This window comes from Microbulbifer variabilis (assembly GCF_056232115.1).
Window position 1 is genome coordinate 1,377,077 of record NZ_CP174325.1, and the last position, 18,726, is coordinate 1,395,802.

14 protein-coding genes are annotated in these 18,726 nt (G+C 52.4%); 3 read left to right on the top strand and 11 right to left on the bottom strand.

What is annotated here, in order from left to right:
• Nucleotides 1-38 precede the first annotated feature (38 nt).
• The 6 genes from ACJJI7_RS05995 to ACJJI7_RS06020 form a co-directional block, all read right to left on the bottom strand.
• The gene (locus tag ACJJI7_RS05995; RefSeq protein WP_020414045.1) at nt 39-611 is read right to left on the bottom strand and encodes an OmpA family protein; all 573 of its coding nucleotides are present in this window, start codon (nt 609-611) and stop codon (nt 39-41) included.
• 104 nt (nt 612-715) lie between these two features.
• A complete protein-coding gene (locus ACJJI7_RS06000) occupies nt 716-1,363 on the bottom strand; it encodes an HAD family hydrolase (protein ID WP_020414044.1) in 648 nt (215 codons plus the stop codon).
• A 14-nt stretch (nt 1,364-1,377) separates the two neighbouring features.
• Entirely contained in the window at nt 1,378-1,743 is a 366-nt protein-coding gene (locus ACJJI7_RS06005; RefSeq protein ID WP_020414043.1) for a hypothetical protein, read from the bottom strand.
• A gap of 52 nt (nt 1,744-1,795) precedes the next feature.
• The gene (locus tag ACJJI7_RS06010) at nt 1,796-2,542 is read right to left on the bottom strand and encodes a 16S rRNA (uracil(1498)-N(3))-methyltransferase (protein ID WP_444902462.1); all 747 of its coding nucleotides are present in this window, start codon (nt 2,540-2,542) and stop codon (nt 1,796-1,798) included.
• Between the two features lie 135 nt (nt 2,543-2,677).
• A complete protein-coding gene (locus tag ACJJI7_RS06015) occupies nt 2,678-5,809 on the bottom strand; it encodes an efflux RND transporter permease subunit (protein WP_282952117.1) in 3,132 nt (1,043 codons plus the stop codon).
• Entirely contained in the window at nt 5,809-7,056 is a 1,248-nt protein-coding gene (locus ACJJI7_RS06020; RefSeq protein ID WP_020414040.1) for an efflux RND transporter periplasmic adaptor subunit, read from the bottom strand. Before ACJJI7_RS06020 ends, ACJJI7_RS06015 begins: the two co-directional genes overlap by 1 nt.
• Before the next feature lie 292 nt (nt 7,057-7,348).
• Here ACJJI7_RS06020 and ACJJI7_RS06025 point away from each other — a divergent pair, with 292 nt between their 5' ends.
• Nucleotides 7,349-9,703 (top strand): Tex family protein, encoded by a 2,355-nt coding sequence (locus ACJJI7_RS06025; RefSeq protein WP_282952115.1) that lies wholly within the window; start codon nt 7,349-7,351, stop codon nt 9,701-9,703.
• 49 nt (nt 9,704-9,752) lie between these two features.
• On the opposite strand, the gene ACJJI7_RS06030 is transcribed toward ACJJI7_RS06025, so the two are convergent.
• From ACJJI7_RS06030 to ACJJI7_RS06050, 5 genes are all read right to left on the bottom strand, one after another.
• Nucleotides 9,753-10,439, bottom strand: coding sequence for an RluA family pseudouridine synthase (locus ACJJI7_RS06030; RefSeq protein ID WP_282952114.1), 687 nt, complete (start codon nt 10,437-10,439; stop codon nt 9,753-9,755).
• 80 nt (nt 10,440-10,519) lie between these two features.
• Complete coding sequence (gene metF, locus ACJJI7_RS06035; RefSeq protein ID WP_282952113.1) at nt 10,520-11,359, bottom strand: methylenetetrahydrofolate reductase [NAD(P)H]; 840 nt, start codon at nt 11,357-11,359, stop codon at nt 10,520-10,522.
• Nucleotides 11,360-11,420: 61 nt separating this feature from the next.
• Nucleotides 11,421-12,806 carry an adenosylhomocysteinase gene (gene ahcY / locus ACJJI7_RS06040; RefSeq protein ID WP_444902461.1) on the bottom strand — a complete coding sequence of 462 codons (1,386 nt, stop codon included), beginning with the start codon at nt 12,804-12,806 and terminating at the stop codon, nt 11,421-11,423.
• A 103-nt stretch (nt 12,807-12,909) separates the two neighbouring features.
• Nucleotides 12,910-14,130 carry a methionine adenosyltransferase gene (metK, locus tag ACJJI7_RS06045; protein WP_020414035.1) on the bottom strand — a complete coding sequence of 407 codons (1,221 nt, stop codon included), beginning with the start codon at nt 14,128-14,130 and terminating at the stop codon, nt 12,910-12,912.
• A gap of 71 nt (nt 14,131-14,201) precedes the next feature.
• A complete protein-coding gene (locus tag ACJJI7_RS06050) occupies nt 14,202-15,158 on the bottom strand; it encodes a metalloregulator ArsR/SmtB family transcription factor (protein WP_444902460.1) in 957 nt (318 codons plus the stop codon).
• Between the two features lie 256 nt (nt 15,159-15,414).
• Between ACJJI7_RS06050 and tkt the strand changes: the two genes are divergently transcribed.
• Nucleotides 15,415-17,415: a transketolase gene (gene tkt, locus ACJJI7_RS06055; RefSeq protein ID WP_282952112.1), complete on the top strand. Its 2,001-nt coding sequence runs from the start codon at nt 15,415-15,417 to the stop codon at nt 17,413-17,415.
• Nucleotides 17,416-17,502: 87 nt separating this feature from the next.
• On the top strand, nt 17,503-18,525 hold the full coding sequence (gap, locus tag ACJJI7_RS06060) for a type I glyceraldehyde-3-phosphate dehydrogenase (RefSeq protein ID WP_020414032.1): 1,023 nt from the start codon (nt 17,503-17,505) through the stop codon (nt 18,523-18,525).
• Nucleotides 18,526-18,726: the final 201 nt, after the last annotated feature.

The window sequence follows — 18,726 nt, forward strand, 5'->3', positions numbered from 1 at the left end:
CGCTGGGTTTAGTTTTAAAGGGAACAATTAAGCCGAAGCTATTGGCGCCTTGGCAACTTGCTGGGCACCCGATCAAAATTCAAAACCCTGATTACCAAGCGGCGATTCTCTCTCTGCCCCTCTTTACTGCTGTTATCGGCGATCGGGTCAGTATCGCCATAACCCTGGGCTTCCATACGTTCAGTCGATATCCCCCTTTCCACCAGAAAGTGCCTTACCCAATCGGCTCGCCACTGGGACAGATGCAGATTCTTCTTGGGGTCGCCATCATTGTCGGTATGTCCTTCGATGGTGATTCGCAGGTCTGGGAAGTCACGCATGATAACCAGCAGGGCTTCCAAGTCGCCAATACTATCCATGCGTGGAGCGAAACCGCCTGGATCAAACTCCAGGCGCAAGATAAAAGTATCGCCACCCTTTCGAGGATTCCCACGCAGAAAGCGCACCAGTTCATCTGCAAAAGGGGCTGCTTGGCGCGCAGCCTTTTCACTCTCACCCGACTGAACCTCGGTTAGGGGTTTCAGCGCATATTTCTTATTGGGATCGGGGCAACCGGCGATAAGTATCACCAGTAGGGAAAAACAGCAGACGAAAGTGTATTTGCCCGCCATAAACAGGACTTCCGGTTTCTAGACGTCAGATTCAGTGTAGACGCCCTGAAATCCTCAAAGCAGAGGCGGGACAATCGCTGGCAGTTACAGACCGCACGGCTCCCTCATATAAAATTCAAAACCGCCATCATATCGCTCACCACCCGCGCCCCCTGCTTCTCGAGCTGAGGCGCACGTACAGGGTGGCCACTGAAGCCCACTACGCGCATACCCGCCGCCACTGCGGCCTGGACACCGGAAATGGAGTCCTCCACTACCAGGCAGCGACCGGGGACAACCCCCATGGTATCAGCCGCATGAAGGAAAAGCTCTGGCCATGGTTTGCCACGGGATACATCTTCGGCGCTGAATATTCTGCCGTCAAAATACTCGTACAACCCGGTTTTATTCAGGGTTAGCTGCATTTTCTTATGAGAACCGGAGGAGGCGACACAGCTGCGCAAGCCTATCTTCTGCAACTGATCGAGCAAGCCTTCAATACCGGCTACAGGCTGCAATTCTGCATGGAAGGCCTCACGAATCAGGCGTTCCGTATTGCCAAAGTAGTGATCGGGCAGGGGGCCACCGTAACGCTTCTCGATCTCCAGCAGGCAGTCCTTGGCGGGCCGCCCACTGAACTGCTCATCCAACTCCTCTGCGGTAGTGGATATTCCGAGCTTATTCATTTCCTCCGCCAGTATGCGACAGACGATACTCTCGCTATCTACCAGCACACCGTCACAATCGAAAATAATTAAGTCTGTGGAAGACATGGGACCCCATCAAATCATCGCGCAGAGAGCAGCATCAGGCCGAGTATCACACCGACAATACCACCTATGCGCAGGAAGTTTTCGTTGCCATGGGAGATCTTGATCGCCAACGCCTTGCTGCGCTCAAAACCAATCTGCAGCATATAGGCGCCGCTGAGCAAAACCAGCACACCCAGCGCATTAAACAGGATATACCAGTGGCGGGTATCTGCGATCAGCAACAGGATTAAACCGATAATGATTCTTGCCCAGGCGGAAAAGGCAAAACCAGTTTCATTTAAGCGCTCACTGAGATCCCGTGCCAAATTAGGGCGGGCAATAATCGCAGCAGACAATACGATAATTGAGATTCCCAGCAGCCATATAATCACTTTAATCATGCTTTCCCTTCCCTGAATACACTTGAATTCATTTTATCCGTCAGGTATCCGCTTACAAATCCCCCCATTGGAACTGCAACACTGACAGTGCGGCTATAGGTGCGGTCTCTGTACGCATCACCCGCGGCCCCAAACGTAGCGGCATGAAGTTCTGGGCCAAGGCCATATCGATTTCTGCCTGGGACAATCCACCCTCAGGACCCACCAGTAGCAAAGCAGAATCTGGTTTGCCACGCTCGGCCTGCCACTGACGTAAATCCAACTCGGTGCGGTGATGCAGCACCAACCTGGCCACAGAGGATGACTCTTGAGTAGAGACTTGTAAATATTGTGTCAGTTTTACCGGCTCGGCAATCTCCGGAACCAGGTTTCGCTCACACTGCTCACAGGCACTAATCGAAATCTGGCGCCAATGCTTGAGCTTTTTTTGCAATCGCTCGCCAGATAATTTTACTTCACAGCGTTCACTAAACAGCGGCTGGATTGTCGCTACCCCCAGCTCTGTAGCCTTCTGCACCACCCAATCAAAGCGTTCTCCACGGGAAATACCGATAGCCAAAGTCAAGGCAAGTGGAGACTGGCGGTCTTTGCCACGAAACTCCCCGGTGCGTGCCCGTGCTCGCTTACCGGTTTCAATCAACTCTGCACTGTATTCGCCTCCATGACCATCGAAGAGCGTCAGCGGGTGGCCAGTACCCAGCCGCAGGACTTTGACCAGGTGGCGTGAAGCGGGCTCATCCAGTTCCACCTCCTGTTGTGTAGTCAGTGGCTGACTGGAAAAAATACGCGGGATGCGCATGGGGATAAATCCTATAAAAACACCATAAAAAAGCCGACTGGAATGTCGGCATTTTGCAGGAAGTTAGTTTAGGCATTTATGCTCTGGAGAAGCAATGGCGGAGTATTTCCACCATTGCTGTGGGTGTGGTGCAGGTCACACTGTCTCCAGTGAGACCGGGGCCTCTCCCTCTCCCAGGCGCTTACTTTTTGGACGAATCACCTCTATCACTTTGTACAGATTTGGCACCAGGATCAGGGTTACTGCGGTAGCAAACAATACGCCGAAAGCGAGACTGATCACCATCGGGATCAGGAACTGTGCCTGGATAGAGCGCTCGAACATGATTGGCACTAAACCGATAAAGGTGGTAATGGAGGTCAAGATAATCGGCCGGAAACGGTCACGTCCCGACTGAACCACCGCATCCATCACTGCCCAGCCCTGGGCACGCAGCTGGTTGATACGATCCATCAGTACCAGGTTATCGTTCACCACTACCCCCGCTGCAGCCAGGAAGCCGAGCATGGACATAATGCTGATGTTATGTCCCATCAACAGGTGTCCAACCACAGCCCCAAAGAATCCGAACGGTACTGCAGTAAGAATCAGCAGCGGCTGCGAGTAGGAGCGGAAGGCAATAGCCAGCAACGCATAAATCGCAAACAACGATAGAACGAAGAAAGCCAGGATAGCGCCGTTAAACTCCTCTTCTTCCTGCATTTCACCGGCAGTTCTCAAAGAAAAACCGGGGAACTGGCGCTTCAGTTCAGGCACCAGAGTTTCGCGCATATCCTTAAGGATTTCCTGCGCAGAGGAAGTATTAGGGGTGATCTCGGCGAAAACCCGCACTGTACGCTCGCGGTTATTACGGCGAATAGTGGTGTAACCCGGTACATAAACCGCATCTGCCACGGCCGAGAAAGGCACCTCACCTTCCGCCGTACGAATGCGGACCCGATCCATCTGTTCCTCACTGGCGCGCTCTTCCTGGGGATAGCGCACCATCACCCGTACATCTTCACGACCGCGGGGAATACGCTGCACTTCTTCACCATAGAAACCCTGGCGCACCTGCCGGGCCACATCTGCCAAATTGATACCCATGGTGGTTGCATAAGGCTTCAACTGGATTTCAATATCGCGGCGGGCACTGGTGAGGTTGTCACGAACATCATATACACCGGCATAGGTATTGAGCTTCTCCTTTACCGCATCCGCAGCGGCACGCAATTCATCCATATCTCCGGAAGCGGTGCTCAAGTTCAGGCTCATACCGTTGCCTCCATCGTTGATGGTGGCATCGATATTCAAGTCTTCAACACTGGCCGGCATTTCGCCGATGAGTTGACGCCAGCGCAATGCCAGAGTTTTGGAGGTTACATCGCGCAGTTCGCCGTCAGTCAGCTGCAATATCACAAAGATATTGCCTCGCCAGTTGAACACCATAGAGTTTTGAACAAAGGGCTCGCCGTTATTTTGCTTCAGCATTTCCTCATCAGCCGCGAGCTTATCTGCCGCAGCCAGCACCTGGTTCATCACCCGTTCTGCTTCATGGAAGGGCTCACCAGAGGCCATGCTGGCCCGTAATTCCAACAGATCCGAAGGTACCTGCGGCGAGAAGGAGGAACCCACATAACCGCTCATAAAAACACTAATGGAAAGCCCGAGAGCCGATATAAAGATCATTACCGTGCTGCGGCTGTTACCGAGCGACTTCTTCAACAAGGGCAGGTAGTACTTATCACCGGCAGTCTTCATCGCTCCGGCAAAATGCCCACGAAGTTTCTGCAGTTTGATACCCACGCGGGTCTTAGCAGGCTGCTCTGGCTTCATACCAACCAAATGCGCCGGCAGAATCAGCAAAGATTCCACCAGGGAAAATGCCAGACACAGTAACACCACCACTGGCAGAGCGAGCATCATCTGTGCTGTATAACCCGGCAGAAACAGCATGGGAATAAAGAACACCATGGTGGAGGTCACGGCAAAAATTACCGGAGCAGAAACCTGCTTTACTCCTTCCTCCGCAGCTGCCAGGCCTGTGACACCGCGATCGTGAGCTGCGTGTACTGCCTCTCCCACGATAATCGCATCGTCCACCACAATCCCAAGAATCAACAAGAAGGCGAAAAGTGACAGCATATTCAGGCTGACACCCGTGATCGGCAACAGCCAGAGGGCACCGAGAAATGCCACCATAATTCCCACCGTCACCCATATTGCCAGGGCCGGGCGCAGGAACAGCATCAGCATTACGAATACCAGGACAAAACCACTCAGGGCATTCGTAGTCAGCAGGTTCATGCGACCTTCAAAGGCCTTGGAGAAGTCGAACCAGATATCAAATTCCATCCCCGGGGGCAGCTGGGTTCGAGCCTCTGCCATAAAGGTCTTGATCCGCTCAGCGGTACCCACAACATCCAACGGCTCACCTTGGACCACTCGCAGGTTCATGGCCGGGTTGCCATTAAAGAGAATAACGTTGTTGTACTCTTCAAAGCCGTCTCGAACCGTAGCCACATCACGCAGTAGTAATACCGAGCCATCGGCGCGGCTGACTACGGGAATACGCTCAAAGTCCTCAGCACTGTATGCCTGACCGCGCGTCTGAACCTGGATATCCCCGCGATCCGAACGCACCATACCTGCCGGCAAATCCAGGGATGAGCGGCGCACCGCATCAGCGACATCGTTAAAGCTCAGGTTGTAGCGGCGCAGATCCAATTCGGAAACTTCAATCGACAGCTCATCGGGGCGTTCACCCCAGATATCCACACTGCGCACACCGGGGATTAGCGTCAGTTTGTCACGCAAATCCAGGGCTGTTTCCTTGAGCTGACGCTCGGAAACCGGGCCGCCGATGGCGATCATCATCAGCTGGGTATCCCACTCTTGCAGTCGGATTATTGGGCGCTCAATCCCCTCAGGAAAAGTATTGATGCTGTCCACCTGCACCTTGATATCGTTGAGCAGGCGCAGCTCGTCATAACCATCTACGGCCTGAACTTCAACTGAAGAGTGGCCACGGCGCGAGGCAGAGTTGACCTCTTTAATTCCCTTGACCTCAGCGATCGCCTCTTCAACACGCACAGTAACCTGCTGCTCTACTTCCGCAGGGCCAGCACCAGGGTAGGAAATATTCACCTCTACAATGCCCGGCTGAATAGCCGGGAAAACTTCGCGATCGATACCGCTAATACCAAAAATACCGCCGATGATGATCATAATCATCAGCAGGTTCGCGGCCTTACTGTTGCGCACGAACCAGGGAATGATGCCGTTCATCACTGACCTCCCTGTGAGGCGTTATTCGCCGCCGCAGTCTCACTAACCGCTGTAGCAGCCGCATCAGAGGTGCCCTCGACACTGTCAATTAACCCTGCGGGCTTCTCATTAAGAGGATTGGCAGTGAGTGCCATGCCCTCGCGGGAATAACCCAAGCTGGAAACCACCACGCGATCACCAGTAGCGATTTCACCACGTAACCAAACCTTGTCACCAATGCTCTGCAGTAACTCCACTTCTTTGAATATGAGCTTGCTCTCTTCATTCAAAACCAAAAGGTGGTCTCCTTCATGCAATGCCTGGCGTGGCAATTCCACCACATCATCGAAGGTCCTACCGGCGATATCCGCCTCAACAAAAAGACCATTCATCAGCGGTGCATCGCCTTTGTAAGGGTTCTGTACCTGGGCCACAGCAAAAATAAAGCGACTATTAGGATCGATGCTCGCCTCGGTACGTACGAGCTTCGCACGCCACTCCCGTTCACGCCCAGCCACTACTGCCTGGAGCCGCACTTCAGGGCCATTTTCAATTGTTTTACCCAATGGGAGATCGAGTAGGGCAAGTTGCTGATCAGTCAGGGGCAGACGCACTTCGGCAATACCGGTGCTGTGGATTTTCGCCAACCTGGTTCCAGGGGTGATGTACTGACCCAGATCGACATAGGTTTCAACCACACGGCCTGCAAAAGGCGCTGTTATCGTTGTGCGCTTCAAGTCCAGTTTGGCTTGATCGCGATCCGCGCCCGCTGCTGCCACGGCGGCCTCTGCTGCTGCCAGGTGGGGCTTACGCAAGAACAGGGCATTTGCCTCTTCACTACCCAAATCGCGCCATTCACGTTTGGCCTGCTTGGCACGGCCCTGCTCCTGAGCCAGGGCTGACTTAGCGTCGGCTAACTGTGACTCAGCGCGAGTTACTTTGTAAATGTAATCGGCTTGCTCAAACTTCAGCAGGGGCTCCCCTTTTGAGAAAAATCCACCGGGTACAAAGGCATCGGCAACGCTTTCGATAACACCACCAACACGAGCCACCACTTCAATTTCGTGGCGGGCATGCACTGTACCTTGGCTGGGCACCAGCAGTGTCTGGCGGCCTGGCTCCACATAGAGAACATCCGCAACTGGCGGCACCACCGCTTCCGGTGGTTTCTCCTCAGGTTTGGGTTTCAGTGCAACCACCAAGGAAATTGCAGCCGCCCCAATGGCCACAACGATAAGTAACAGCTTGTTCTTGCTCGACACTTTCACAGGCACCCTCTACCCCATTTTGTGACCGAAACTGGTCAAATTTTAATTAGCGCGCATTTTACAGATGTTCGACGCAGATAAGCGTGTATTTGGATGCAGGTTGCCGCACGAGTTTGTGCCCTATCGCAAACCTTTCTCGCAACGCTCTGGTAACGCATAATGCCCGACCCAATTTACCGTTGTAGGAGAGACAGGCGGGCCGCACAAAGCCAAGGAAACCGATGGGCTAGTTCCCGGTCAAACCCCGCTCCTAGAGGTACGAAATCCCCCGGAAAACGGATGTAAACATCAAATGCTGGATATCAACGTTCGCATCGCCGAAGAACTCAATGTACGCCCACAACAAGTCACGGCCGCAGTATCCCTGCTCGATGAAGGCGCCACTGTGCCATTTATCGCCCGCTACCGGAAGGAGGTGACTGGGGCCCTGGATGACACCCAATTACGCAATCTGGAAGATCGCCTACGCTACCTGCGTGAACTGGAAGAGCGCCGCGCAGCCATCCTGAAAAGTATTGATGAACAGGGCAAACTCTCTCCGGAGCTGGCGCAACAGATCAACAGCGCCGACACCAAAAACCGCCTCGAAGACCTCTACCTTCCCTACAAACCCAAACGTCGCACCAAAGGACAAATTGCCATAGAGGCGGGACTGGAGCCACTGGCTAATGCGCTGATTAACGATCCCAGCCTAGACCCTGCTGTAGAAGCTCAGCAATATCTCAACACCGACCACGAAGACGCCTCCCTACAAGTAAAAGACATCAAAGCTGCCCTGGACGGGGCCAAATTCATCCTGATGGAACGATTCGCCGAGGATGCCGAGCTTCTGGGCAAACTGCGCGAATTCCTCAAACGGGATGGGCAGGTCAAATCCAAACTGCTGGATGGTAAAGAAGAAGAGGGAGCCAAGTTCCGCGATTACTTCGAGTATGCCGAAGACTGGTCCAAGGTTCCCTCTCACCGCGCCCTGGCAATTTTTCGCGGCCGCAATGAGGGCATCCTCGCTATCAGCGTAGGTTTGCCAGAGGAGGAGGGAGCTTCCCCCACCGCCGGCCACCCTTGTGAAACCATGATTGCGAGACACTTCGATATTAGCGATGAGGGACGCTCTGCAGATAAGTGGCTCGGCGAAGTAGTGCGCTGGACTTGGCGTATCAAGCTGCTTACCGCACTGGAAACCGACCTGCTGGGTGAACTGCGAGAAAAAGCCGAGGAAGAAGCGATCAAGGTATTCTCCCGCAACCTTAAAGACTTGTTATTAGCGGCACCTGCTGGACAAAAAGCCACTATCGGCCTGGACCCAGGCCTGCGCACCGGCGTCAAAGTAGCAGTGGTAGATGCCACCGGTAAAATGCTGGACCACACCGCTATCTTCCCCAACCCACCACAGAACCGCCATCAGGAGTCCGCTGCTGTTATCGCAGCCCTATGCAACAAATATAATGTGGGCCTGATCGCTATCGGCAACGGCACCGCCAGCCGTGAGACCGATAAGTTTGTAGGCGAAACTATCAAGCAATACAAACTCAGCGCGCAGAAAGTAGTGGTGAACGAGGCTGGTGCATCTGTGTACTCTGCCTCTGAATTTGCCGCGCGGGAATTCCCTGACCTGGACGTGACTATTCGCGGCGCTATCTCTATCGCCCGCCGTCTGCAGGACCCGCTGGCAGAACTTGTAAAGATCGAACCCAAATCCATTGGTGTTGGCCAATATCAACACGATGTGTCACAGACACAGTTAGCGCGCTCCCTCGACGCTGTAGTAGAAGACTGTGTAAACGGTGTCGGTGCAGAGCTGAATTCCGCCTCAGCACCACTGCTGGCCAAAGTTTCTGGCCTGACTGCCTCTATCGCCAGCAACATCGTCAGCTATCGCGACCAAAACGGTGCCTTTAAAAATCGTAAACAACTGATGGAAGTCCCTCGCCTTGGCCCAAAGGCCTTTGAGCAAGCCGCCGGATTCCTGCGCATTAACAATGGCGATAACCCCTTGGATAAATCCGGCGTACACCCGGAATCCTACATTGTGGTAAAACGCATCGCCGAGAAAAGCAGCCGTGAGATCAACAGCCTGATCGGTGACTCCGCCTTCCTGCGTCGCCTGAATCCAGCGGACTACACCGACGAAAAGTTCGGGGTACCCACCGTTACCGACATCATCGCCGAACTGGAAAAGCCCGGTCGCGACCCGCGTCCGGAATTCCGCACCGCTCGTTTTGAAGAGGGCGTGGAGGAAATCAAGGACCTGCGCCCGGCTATGGTTCTTGAAGGTACCGTAACCAATGTCACCAACTTCGGTGCCTTTGTGGATATCGGTGTGCACCAGGACGGCCTGGTGCATATTTCCGCACTCTCAGAAAAGTTCGTCAAAGATCCCCATGAGGTGGTTAAAGCCGGCGATATTGTAAAAGTAAAAGTGATGGAAGTGGACGTTGCCCGCAAGCGTATTGGCCTTTCCATGCGTCTCTCCGACGAACCAGGAGAACAGGGAAGCGGAGGTGTTAAAAAAGGTGATCAACGGGAAAATCGCCAGGCTCAGCGCTACAACAAACAACAAGGCAGCCGGCAGCAAAAGGGGGGCCAAGGTAACAACCGTGGCAGCATGGGCGATCTGTTGATGGCAGCGATGAAGAATAAGAAGTAATAATAGTGAAAGCAAAAGGCGATCTATTGATCGCCTTTTTAACTTAATATCAAACTACTTCTGACGAAGTGTTTCCTAAAGAGAACTCTTTTGAAAGCTCGCTACTGAAATACAACAATTCTCCTGTAGCTGGGTGTTTAAATCCCAGCTCTCTTGCATGCAGTAATAACCTGGGGGCTGCGTTCAGAGCCTCTATATGCGCATAAAAGGGATCACCTAATATCGGATGGCCTATTGCCTGCATATGCACCCGCAATTGATGCGATCGCCCAGTAACAGGTGTAAGTCGAATTAAGCTGCGACTCCCAGAAGTTGTTACTTTTTCCCAACGAGTTAGGGAGGGTTTACCTATTTCAAAATCCACTTTCTGCTTAGGCCTATTCGGCCAATCACAGATTAATGGCAGCTCAACTTTACCGGAGTCAGCTTCAGGAGCTCCCCATACCCACGCTATATAGGTTTTACTTACCTCACGATTTTGGAAGAGAACACTGAGTTGTCTATGCGCTTCCGGGCTACGAGCCATAACTACTAGGCCTGAAGTATCCATATCCAACCGATGCACAATCAATGCTTCCGGGTAACATTCTTGAACTCTGCTAGCCAAACTATCCCATTTGGTGGGATCACGACCAGGCACGCTAAGGAGTCCGCTCGGCTTATCCAATATCAGCAAGGAACTATCTTCAAAAACCACAGAGAGATAGGGCTCTGTGGGAGGGTTGTACTTGCGCATCACTAACTCTTAAAAAATGCTATCTGATACCAATCCCTTCCTGCGGTTTGAGAACCCAATATTCCTTCAAAAGTGAGAGGTCATTTTGCCCCTAGGCCTAGAGATTTCAAAATATGTGCAGAGGTATCAACCTGATTCATCGTATAAAAATGCAACCCGGGTGCGCCACCCTCCAACAGGGTTTCGCATAAATCAGTAACCAATTCCAGCCCTAATTTACGAACATCCTCTGGACTTTGGTAACTCTCCATCCGCTTTTTCAGCCAGCGTGGAATTTCAGCACCGCAATTGCGTGAGAAGCGTACTAAATTATCAAAATTGATAATCGGCATAATTCCTGGATAAATCGGTGCATCAATGCCAGCCCTCTCACACTGGTCAACAAAATAAAAATAAGAATCGGGGTTGTAAAAATATTGGGTCAGGGCACTGTTGGCACCTGCCTCAAATTTTCCCTTTAAATAACGTATATCATCGTCATAGCTATTGGACTCCGGATGTATTTCCGGGTAAGCGGCAACTTCCAGATGGAAATGATCGCCTGTATGGCGACGAATAAAAGCCACCAACTCATTCGCATATACCAGTTGCGCCACAGCTCCCATACCAGAGGGCATATCACCACGAAGTGCTACAATACGGTTTACACCTGCCTCTTGGTATGTATTCAATAAACCGAGTATTGTCTCTTCATTATCACCACCGAAAGATAAATGGGGTGCAATTGAGATACCATCGCGACGCATATCAGTGACGATATTCAAGGTGGTCTCTCGCGTAGTGCCACCAGCACCATAAGTGACAGAGAAAAATTCAGGGTTAAACGCCTGTAAAGCCTCGCGGGTTTTATACAGCTTTGCGCGACCTTCGGGGGTTTTGGGTGGGAAAAATTCGAAACTGATGCGAATGGAGTTTTTCATTTTATTTTCCAGGCCCTCCGAAATTTAGGCACCGGCTAAGCCGGTGCCTTTGATGAGGATATTAGTATTTGTAACTTTCTGGTTTGAACGGACCGTCCACGGAAACACCGATATATTTAGCCTGCTCTTCTGTCATACGGGTAATCACGCCGTCAAAACCTTCAACCATATAGCGGGCTACTTCTTCATCGAGGCGCTTGGGCAGTACTTTTACATACAGTGCAGATACTTTTTGGTCTGCAGGTAGATCAGCAAACTTCTCTTCAAACAAGTGAATCTGCGCGAGAACCTGGTTAGCAAAAGAGCCATCCATAATACGGCTGGGGTGACCAGTAGCATTACCAAGGTTTACCAGGCGGCCCTCGGATAGCAGCAGCAGGTGATCATTGGTCTCACTGTTGCGCACCACTTTATGTACCTGGGGCTTAACTTCCTGCCACTCCCAGTTCTCACGCATAAAGGCAGTATCAATCTCGTTATCAAAGTGACCGATATTCGACACAACTGCGCCACTCTTCAGAGCTGAAAGCATATGCGCATCGCATACATTGGCATTACCGGTAGTCGTTACGATCAAGTCAGTATTGGCCAGCAACTCCTTATTAACACCTTCCGCAGTGCCGGTGTTGATACCGTCAATGTACGGGGACACCAGCTCAAAACCATCCATGCAGGCCTGCATAGCGCAAATCGGATCTACTTCAGACACTTTTACAATCATGCCTTCCTGGCGCAGGGAGGCCGCTGAACCTTTACCCACATCACCGTAACCGATAACCAATGCTTTTTTACCAGCCAACAGATGGTCGGTAGCACGCTTGATCGCATCGTTCAAACTGTGACGACAACCATATTTATTGTCGTTTTTACTCTTAGTAACAGAGTCATTTACGTTGATTGCCGGTACCTTTAAGGTGCCTTCACGCAACATGTCCTGCAAGCGGTGTACACCAGTGGTAGTCTCTTCACTAATACCGTGACAGTTATCGAGAATATCAGGGTACTTACGATGCAGCAGTTCGGTAAGATCTCCACCATCATCGAGAATCATATTCGGCTGCCAGCCGGCGACATCGGCACCAACAGTGCGCTCCAGACACCACTCATACTCTTCCTCAGTCTCGCCCTTCCAGGCAAATACCGGAATGCCACTTGCGGCAATGGCCGCAGCAGCGTGATCCTGGGTTGAGAAAATATTACAGGAAGACCAGCGCACTTCTGCACCCAGGGCAACCAGAGTCTCAATCAGAACCGCGGTCTGGATGGTCATATGAATGCAACCCATGATACGCGCACCTGCGAGGGGTTGGTCTGCACGATATTTTTCCCGCAAAGTCATCAGTGCCGGCATTTCGCCTTCAGCGATTTCGATTTCACGGCGGCCCCATTCAGCCTTGGAAATATCCGCGATCTTGAAGTCTTTAAATTCAGTACTCATCTGGTTCATGCTATTTAATGTCCAATAAAAATTGTTATTACATTGGAGCTTTATCGCTCCAATTTAGTAGCTCCCAATTCAGAAATAGGAGCCACCGCCTTAAGAAGTGAGATCAAAGTCCGGCCTGGACGCGCAGGGCATCCACCTTGTCAGTTTTTTCCCATGGGAAAGCGGTGAAGGTCTCACTGCGCTCCTGACCATTACTGTCCACCCAGTTATAGGTATGGGTGAAAGGATCACGCCCAAAGTGGCCATAAGCCGCTGTCAGCTGATACATGGGATGCAATAGGTCTAAGGACCTGGAAATAGCAAATGGGCGCAGATCGAAGTTCTCACGTACCAGTTCGGCCAGTTTCTCTTCTGGAATAATGCCGGTACCAAATGTATTGATAGCCACAGACGTGGGCTCAGCTACACCGATGGCATAGGAAACCTGGATTTCACAGCGCTTGGCCAGGCCCGCAGCGACAATATTTTTTGCCACATATCGACCGGCGTAGGCCGCAGAGCGATCCACTTTAGAGGGGTCCTTACCGGAGAAAGCTCCACCACCGTGACGTGCAGAACCGCCGTAGGTATCCACAATAATTTTACGGCCAGTCAAGCCACAGTCGCCTACAGGACCGCCGATAACAAAGTTACCGGTTGGGTTGATATGGAACTTAGTGTCCTTGTGCAGCCACTCCACCGGCAGGGTGTGATGTACGATCAGCTCCATCACAGCTTCACGCAAATCAGCCTGGCTGACATCCGGATTGTGCTGAGTAGAAAGAACAACAGCATCAATCGCACAGGGACGGCCCTGTTCGTCATAGCGGAAGGTCAACTGACTCTTGGCATCCGGGCGCAACCATGGCAGCAGGCCGGACTTGCGCGCTTCCGCCTGGCGTTCCACCAGGCGGTGGGAGTAGTAGATAGGCGCCGGCATAAAGGTCGGGGTTTCATTGGTGGCGTAGCCAAACATCAGGCCCTGATCACCGGCACCTTGGTCTTCCGGTTTGGCACGGTCAACACCCTGGGCGATATCTACAGACTGCTTGCCGATCACATTGATCACACCACAAGTCTCGCCATCGTAACCCACATCGGATGAGGTGTAGCCGATATCGGTGATTACTTTACGCACCAGATCCTCAAGGTCCACCCAGGCAGAAGTGGAAATCTCGCCGGCGATCACCGCAATCCCGGTTTTTACCAGGGTTTCACAGGCAACACGGGCCTGCTTGTCGCGGGCCAGCAATGCATCCAGTACCGCGTCGGAAATCTGATCGGCAATCTTATCCGGATGCCCTTCGGACACGGATTCTGATGTAAACAATCTATATTCACTCATGTGAGAGTCTCCATTTATTCCGCCGCGGGCGGTTAGTAAAATTCTGCTTCTGACAATACGTTCAGACGCCGTCAGGGTTTTATAAATTCTCGTATCTGGATCTGGAAACCGTTACGCAGTGCACTGTATACACTGCGCCCATCCCTCAGCCCGGCACTCTGTGCCCAGTCACTCAATTGCTCCGGGGTAAAGCCCAGCCATAGATCACCACAGGCCTCCCTGGCCCAGTCCTGACCGTGCTCTTGCAATTCAGCCACCAACAACTGGCCGCCAGTTTTTAACGCGCTCTGCAAATCATGAAAGATCTGCGCGGGATCTGGGGTGTGATGCAGCACCATATTTACCACGATGGTATCCGCACTTGCCGGGCGCGCCGCGGCGGCACGTGTATCGCTGCAGACAAACTCAATATTGGCCAGCCCCTGCTCATCGGCAAAAGCCTGGGCTCGCTCCAACATAGCTGATGACAGGTCCAGAGCCGTTACCGTGCCAAAACGCAGGGATAGTTCCTGCAAAAACTCGCCTTCACCTGGGCCCACTTCCAATGCGTGGCGCCCAGAAATAAGCAGTTGGGCCACCTGTGGTCCATAAACGCTGTAGCTAGCGATCAGCTCCTGTTGTTCGCGGAACCGGTTACCGTAATCGGCAAAGAAACGGCGTGAAGCCTCAGCCCGCTCCTCAGAAATTCGCGCTACCGACAGGGCCCGTTCATCGGACAATGACAGAAGATCCAGATTCACAAATAACAGCTCGAGTAGCGGGGTGCCCCCCGTGCGCCGGTAAAAGATGTTGTTACCTTCGCGGCGCTTAGTCACCAGCCCAGCTTGGGCAAGGACTTTTAGGTGGTGGCTCAAGGCGGGTTGGCGCAGATCAAAAATTCGACACAATTCCAGCACACTGTAGGAGTCTTGACTGAGTAGACGCAATATCTCAAGTCGCAGGGGATCTCCTGCAGCCTTTAAGGTCATCGCCAGCTGCGAAATTTCCGCACCGGGACCGGATTCAAAGGTGGGCTGGGATTCAGACATGGGGACGAGTCTAGCAGGCACAAGATGCTATATCAAAAGATTTTGATATAGCTCCATAAAATTATTTTGATGTAGATACTTTTAGGCAATTCCAGAACCCAGATTAGGAAAATTGCTGCTGTACTTGGTGGCAATTTTTCCGGCAAGCCTTTGCGTGGGGCAGGTCTTTACGGGAAAATACGCCCCCATTTTGTCCTCGCGGAAGCTGCCAAGAGAGCAGTACCGCGGCCTACCCGAAAATCAGAGAGCTCTTCCTATGTCTTCTACCCCCTCTCGCACAGACATGGCCAACGCCATTCGCGCCCTGTCCATGGATGCGGTCCAGAAAGCCAACAGCGGCCACCCAGGTGCGCCTATGGGTATGGCAGATATCGCCGAAGTCTTATGGAATGACTACCTGAAGCACAACCCGGCAAACCCTGAGTGGGCCGACCGCGACCGCTTCGTGCTCTCCAATGGCCATGGCTCCATGCTGCTGTACTCATTGCTGCATCTTTCCGGCTACGACCTGCCGATTGAGGAGCTGAAAAACTTCCGCCAAATGCATTCCAAGACTCCGGGCCACCCGGAATACGGTTATGCGCCTGGCGTCGAGACCACTACCGGCCCGCTCGGCCAGGGTATAACCAATGCGGTGGGCATGGCTCTGGCGGAGAAAGTACTGGCAGCCCAATTTAACCGCCCCGGTTATGAACTGGTTGACCATCACACCTATGTGTTTATGGGCGACGGCTGTCTGATGGAGGGTGTCTCCCATGAAGCGTGCTCCTTAGCCGGCACTCTGGGCCTGGGCAAACTGATCGCCTTCTATGACGATAACGGCATCTCCATCGATGGCGAAGTGGAAGGCTGGTTTACCGACGACACACCCAAACGCTTCGAATCCTATGGCTGGCACGTAATCCCCAATGTAGATGGCCATGATGCAGCCGCGATCAAAGCTGCAATTGAGGAGGCCCGCTCAGTTACCGACAAGCCCACCATCATTTGCTGTAAAACGGTTATCGGTTTCGGTTCGCCAAATAAACAGGGCCGAGAAGAATGCCACGGTGCCCCCCTAGGTGACGACGAAATCGCACTGGTGCGCGAGACCATTGGCTGGGCCCACGCACCTTTCGAAGTCCCCGAAGGTATCTATGCCGGTTGGGATGGAAAAGCCAAAGGTGAAGCTCAGGAAGACGAGTGGAAAGACATCCTGACTGACTACCGAGAAGAATTCCCTGAGCTGGCCGCCGAATTCGAGCGCCGTATGAGTGGCGAACTGCCGGCAGACTTTCTGGTGAAAGCCGATGATTACATTAAACAGTGCCAGGAAGACGCGCAGAAAATTGCTTCACGAAAGGCGAGCCAGAATGCACTCAATGCCTATGGCCCATTGCTACCCGAGATCCTCGGCGGCTCTGCCGACCTGGCAGGCTCCAACCTCACTATTTGGTCTGGCTCCAAGGGTGTGAGCGCTGAAGATGCCTCCGGTAACTATGTCTACTACGGTGTGCGTGAGTTCGGCATGAGCGCCATGATGAACGGTATCGCCTTGCACGGAGGTTTCGTACCTTATGGCGCAACCTTCCTAATGTTCATGGAATATGCGCGCAATGCCGTACGTATGGCCGCACTGATGAAGCAGCGTGTTATCTTCGTCTACACACATGACTCGATCGGCCTAGGCGAAGACGGCCCTACCCACCAGCCTGTAGAACAGCTTAGCGCCTTGCGCTCCACCCCGAACCTACACACTTGGCGCCCCTGCGATGCCACTGAATCCGCCGTGAGCTGGAAGATGGCTATCGCGCGCAAAGAAGGCCCCAGCACCCTGGTATTCAGCCGTCAGGGGCTGGCTCCTCAAGCGCGCAATGCCGCACAGCTGGCGCAGATTGAAAAAGGTGGCTACGTACTTTCCGACTGTGAAGGCACTCCCGAAGCAATCATTATTGCTACCGGTTCTGAAGTCGAGTTGGCCATGGCCGCACAGGAAAAGCTCGCCGGCAAGAATGTTCGCGTAGTTTCCATGCCTTGCGCGGAAGCCTTTATGGAACAGGATGAATCTTATCGCGAATCTGTATTGCCCTCTGCTGTGCGTGCTCGTGTAGCGGTTGAAGCCAGCCATAAAGACTATTGGTACAAGTTCATTGGCTTTGATGGCGAGATTATCGGTATGAACACCTTCGGAGAATCCGCTCCGGGCGGCGAGCTGATGCAACACTTCGGCTTTACCGTAGACAACGTAGCCGCAACCGTCGAGAAGCTGGTGAAGTAACTCAGCGCGCTAGCTGGTCGCTCCCTGCTATTGTTTACCGCAGGGAGCGCTCGGTACCTTCCACAATTCCTATCTGGCAGTACTGCTATGACAACCCGACTCGCTATCAATGGTTATGGCCGTATCGGCCGCTCTGTTCTGCGTGCTCTTTATGAATCCGGTGCCCGAGATAACCTACAGATTGTCGCTATTAACGAGCTGGCTGACTGCGCCACTATTGGACACCTGACAAAGTACGATTCCGTACATGGGCGTTTTGCCGGTGAAGTCTCGGTGGAAAATGACATTTTGGTGGTCAATGGTGATCGCATTGCGGTGACACACCACGAACAGCTTGAAGATCTAAATTGGAAGCAGGAAAGAGTCGATATCGTGCTCGAGTGTACAGGCAGTTATAAGGAGCGTAAGCACGCCGAAACCCACTTGGCCACTGGGGCAAAAAAAGTTTTATTTTCCCAACCTGCCAGCCGCGATGTAGATGCCACTATTGTCTACGGCATCAACGACCACACTCTAAACGGCTCCGAAACTATTATTTCTGCAGCCTCCTGCACTACAAATTGCAGCGTGCCAGTGATCGCGGCACTCGACCGGGCATTTGGTATTGAAGCTGGGGTTTTAACCACAATCCACTCCGCCATGAACGACCAGCCAGTAAGCGATGCCTACCATCACACCGATTTGAGAAAAACACGGTCCGCCGTTACCTCAATAATTCCTGTCGATACGGCTCTTGCCCGAGGTATCGAACGCATATTGCCGCATTTATATGGAAAATTTGAAGCCCAGGCTATGCGCGTACCCACAGTCAATGTCTCCGCCATTGATCTGTCTGTTCAATTACAAAAGAATGTAAGTCAAATTGAAGTGAATGCTTTGCTGAAGTCCATAGCCGCAACAGAATTCAAAGGCGTCCTCGGCTTCACCGAAGAACCACTTGCCTCTTGCGACTTTAACCACGACCCTCGCTCAGGAATTATTGATGCCAGCCAGACACGGGTTGCCGGTGACAAATTAGTAAAAATATTAATCTGGTTTGATAATGAGTGGGGGTTTGCTAATCGGATGTTAGATGTGGCGCATATAATTACGAAAACACCCAGAGTTTGAATCGCCTGCACTCAACTCTAAACTACATCTTCCTCAGGCTGCTGCGGTAGCCGTATTTTTTCCCAATATCTGCCGAGAAATTTTATAACCCAACGTTTTTCTGGGACGATTATTTAAACGTCCAACAGCCACCTCAATCTCTGTTTGACTCACAAGTTTAAAGTCACAATTTTTCGGAAATTACTAGCGCAGCAAGTCATT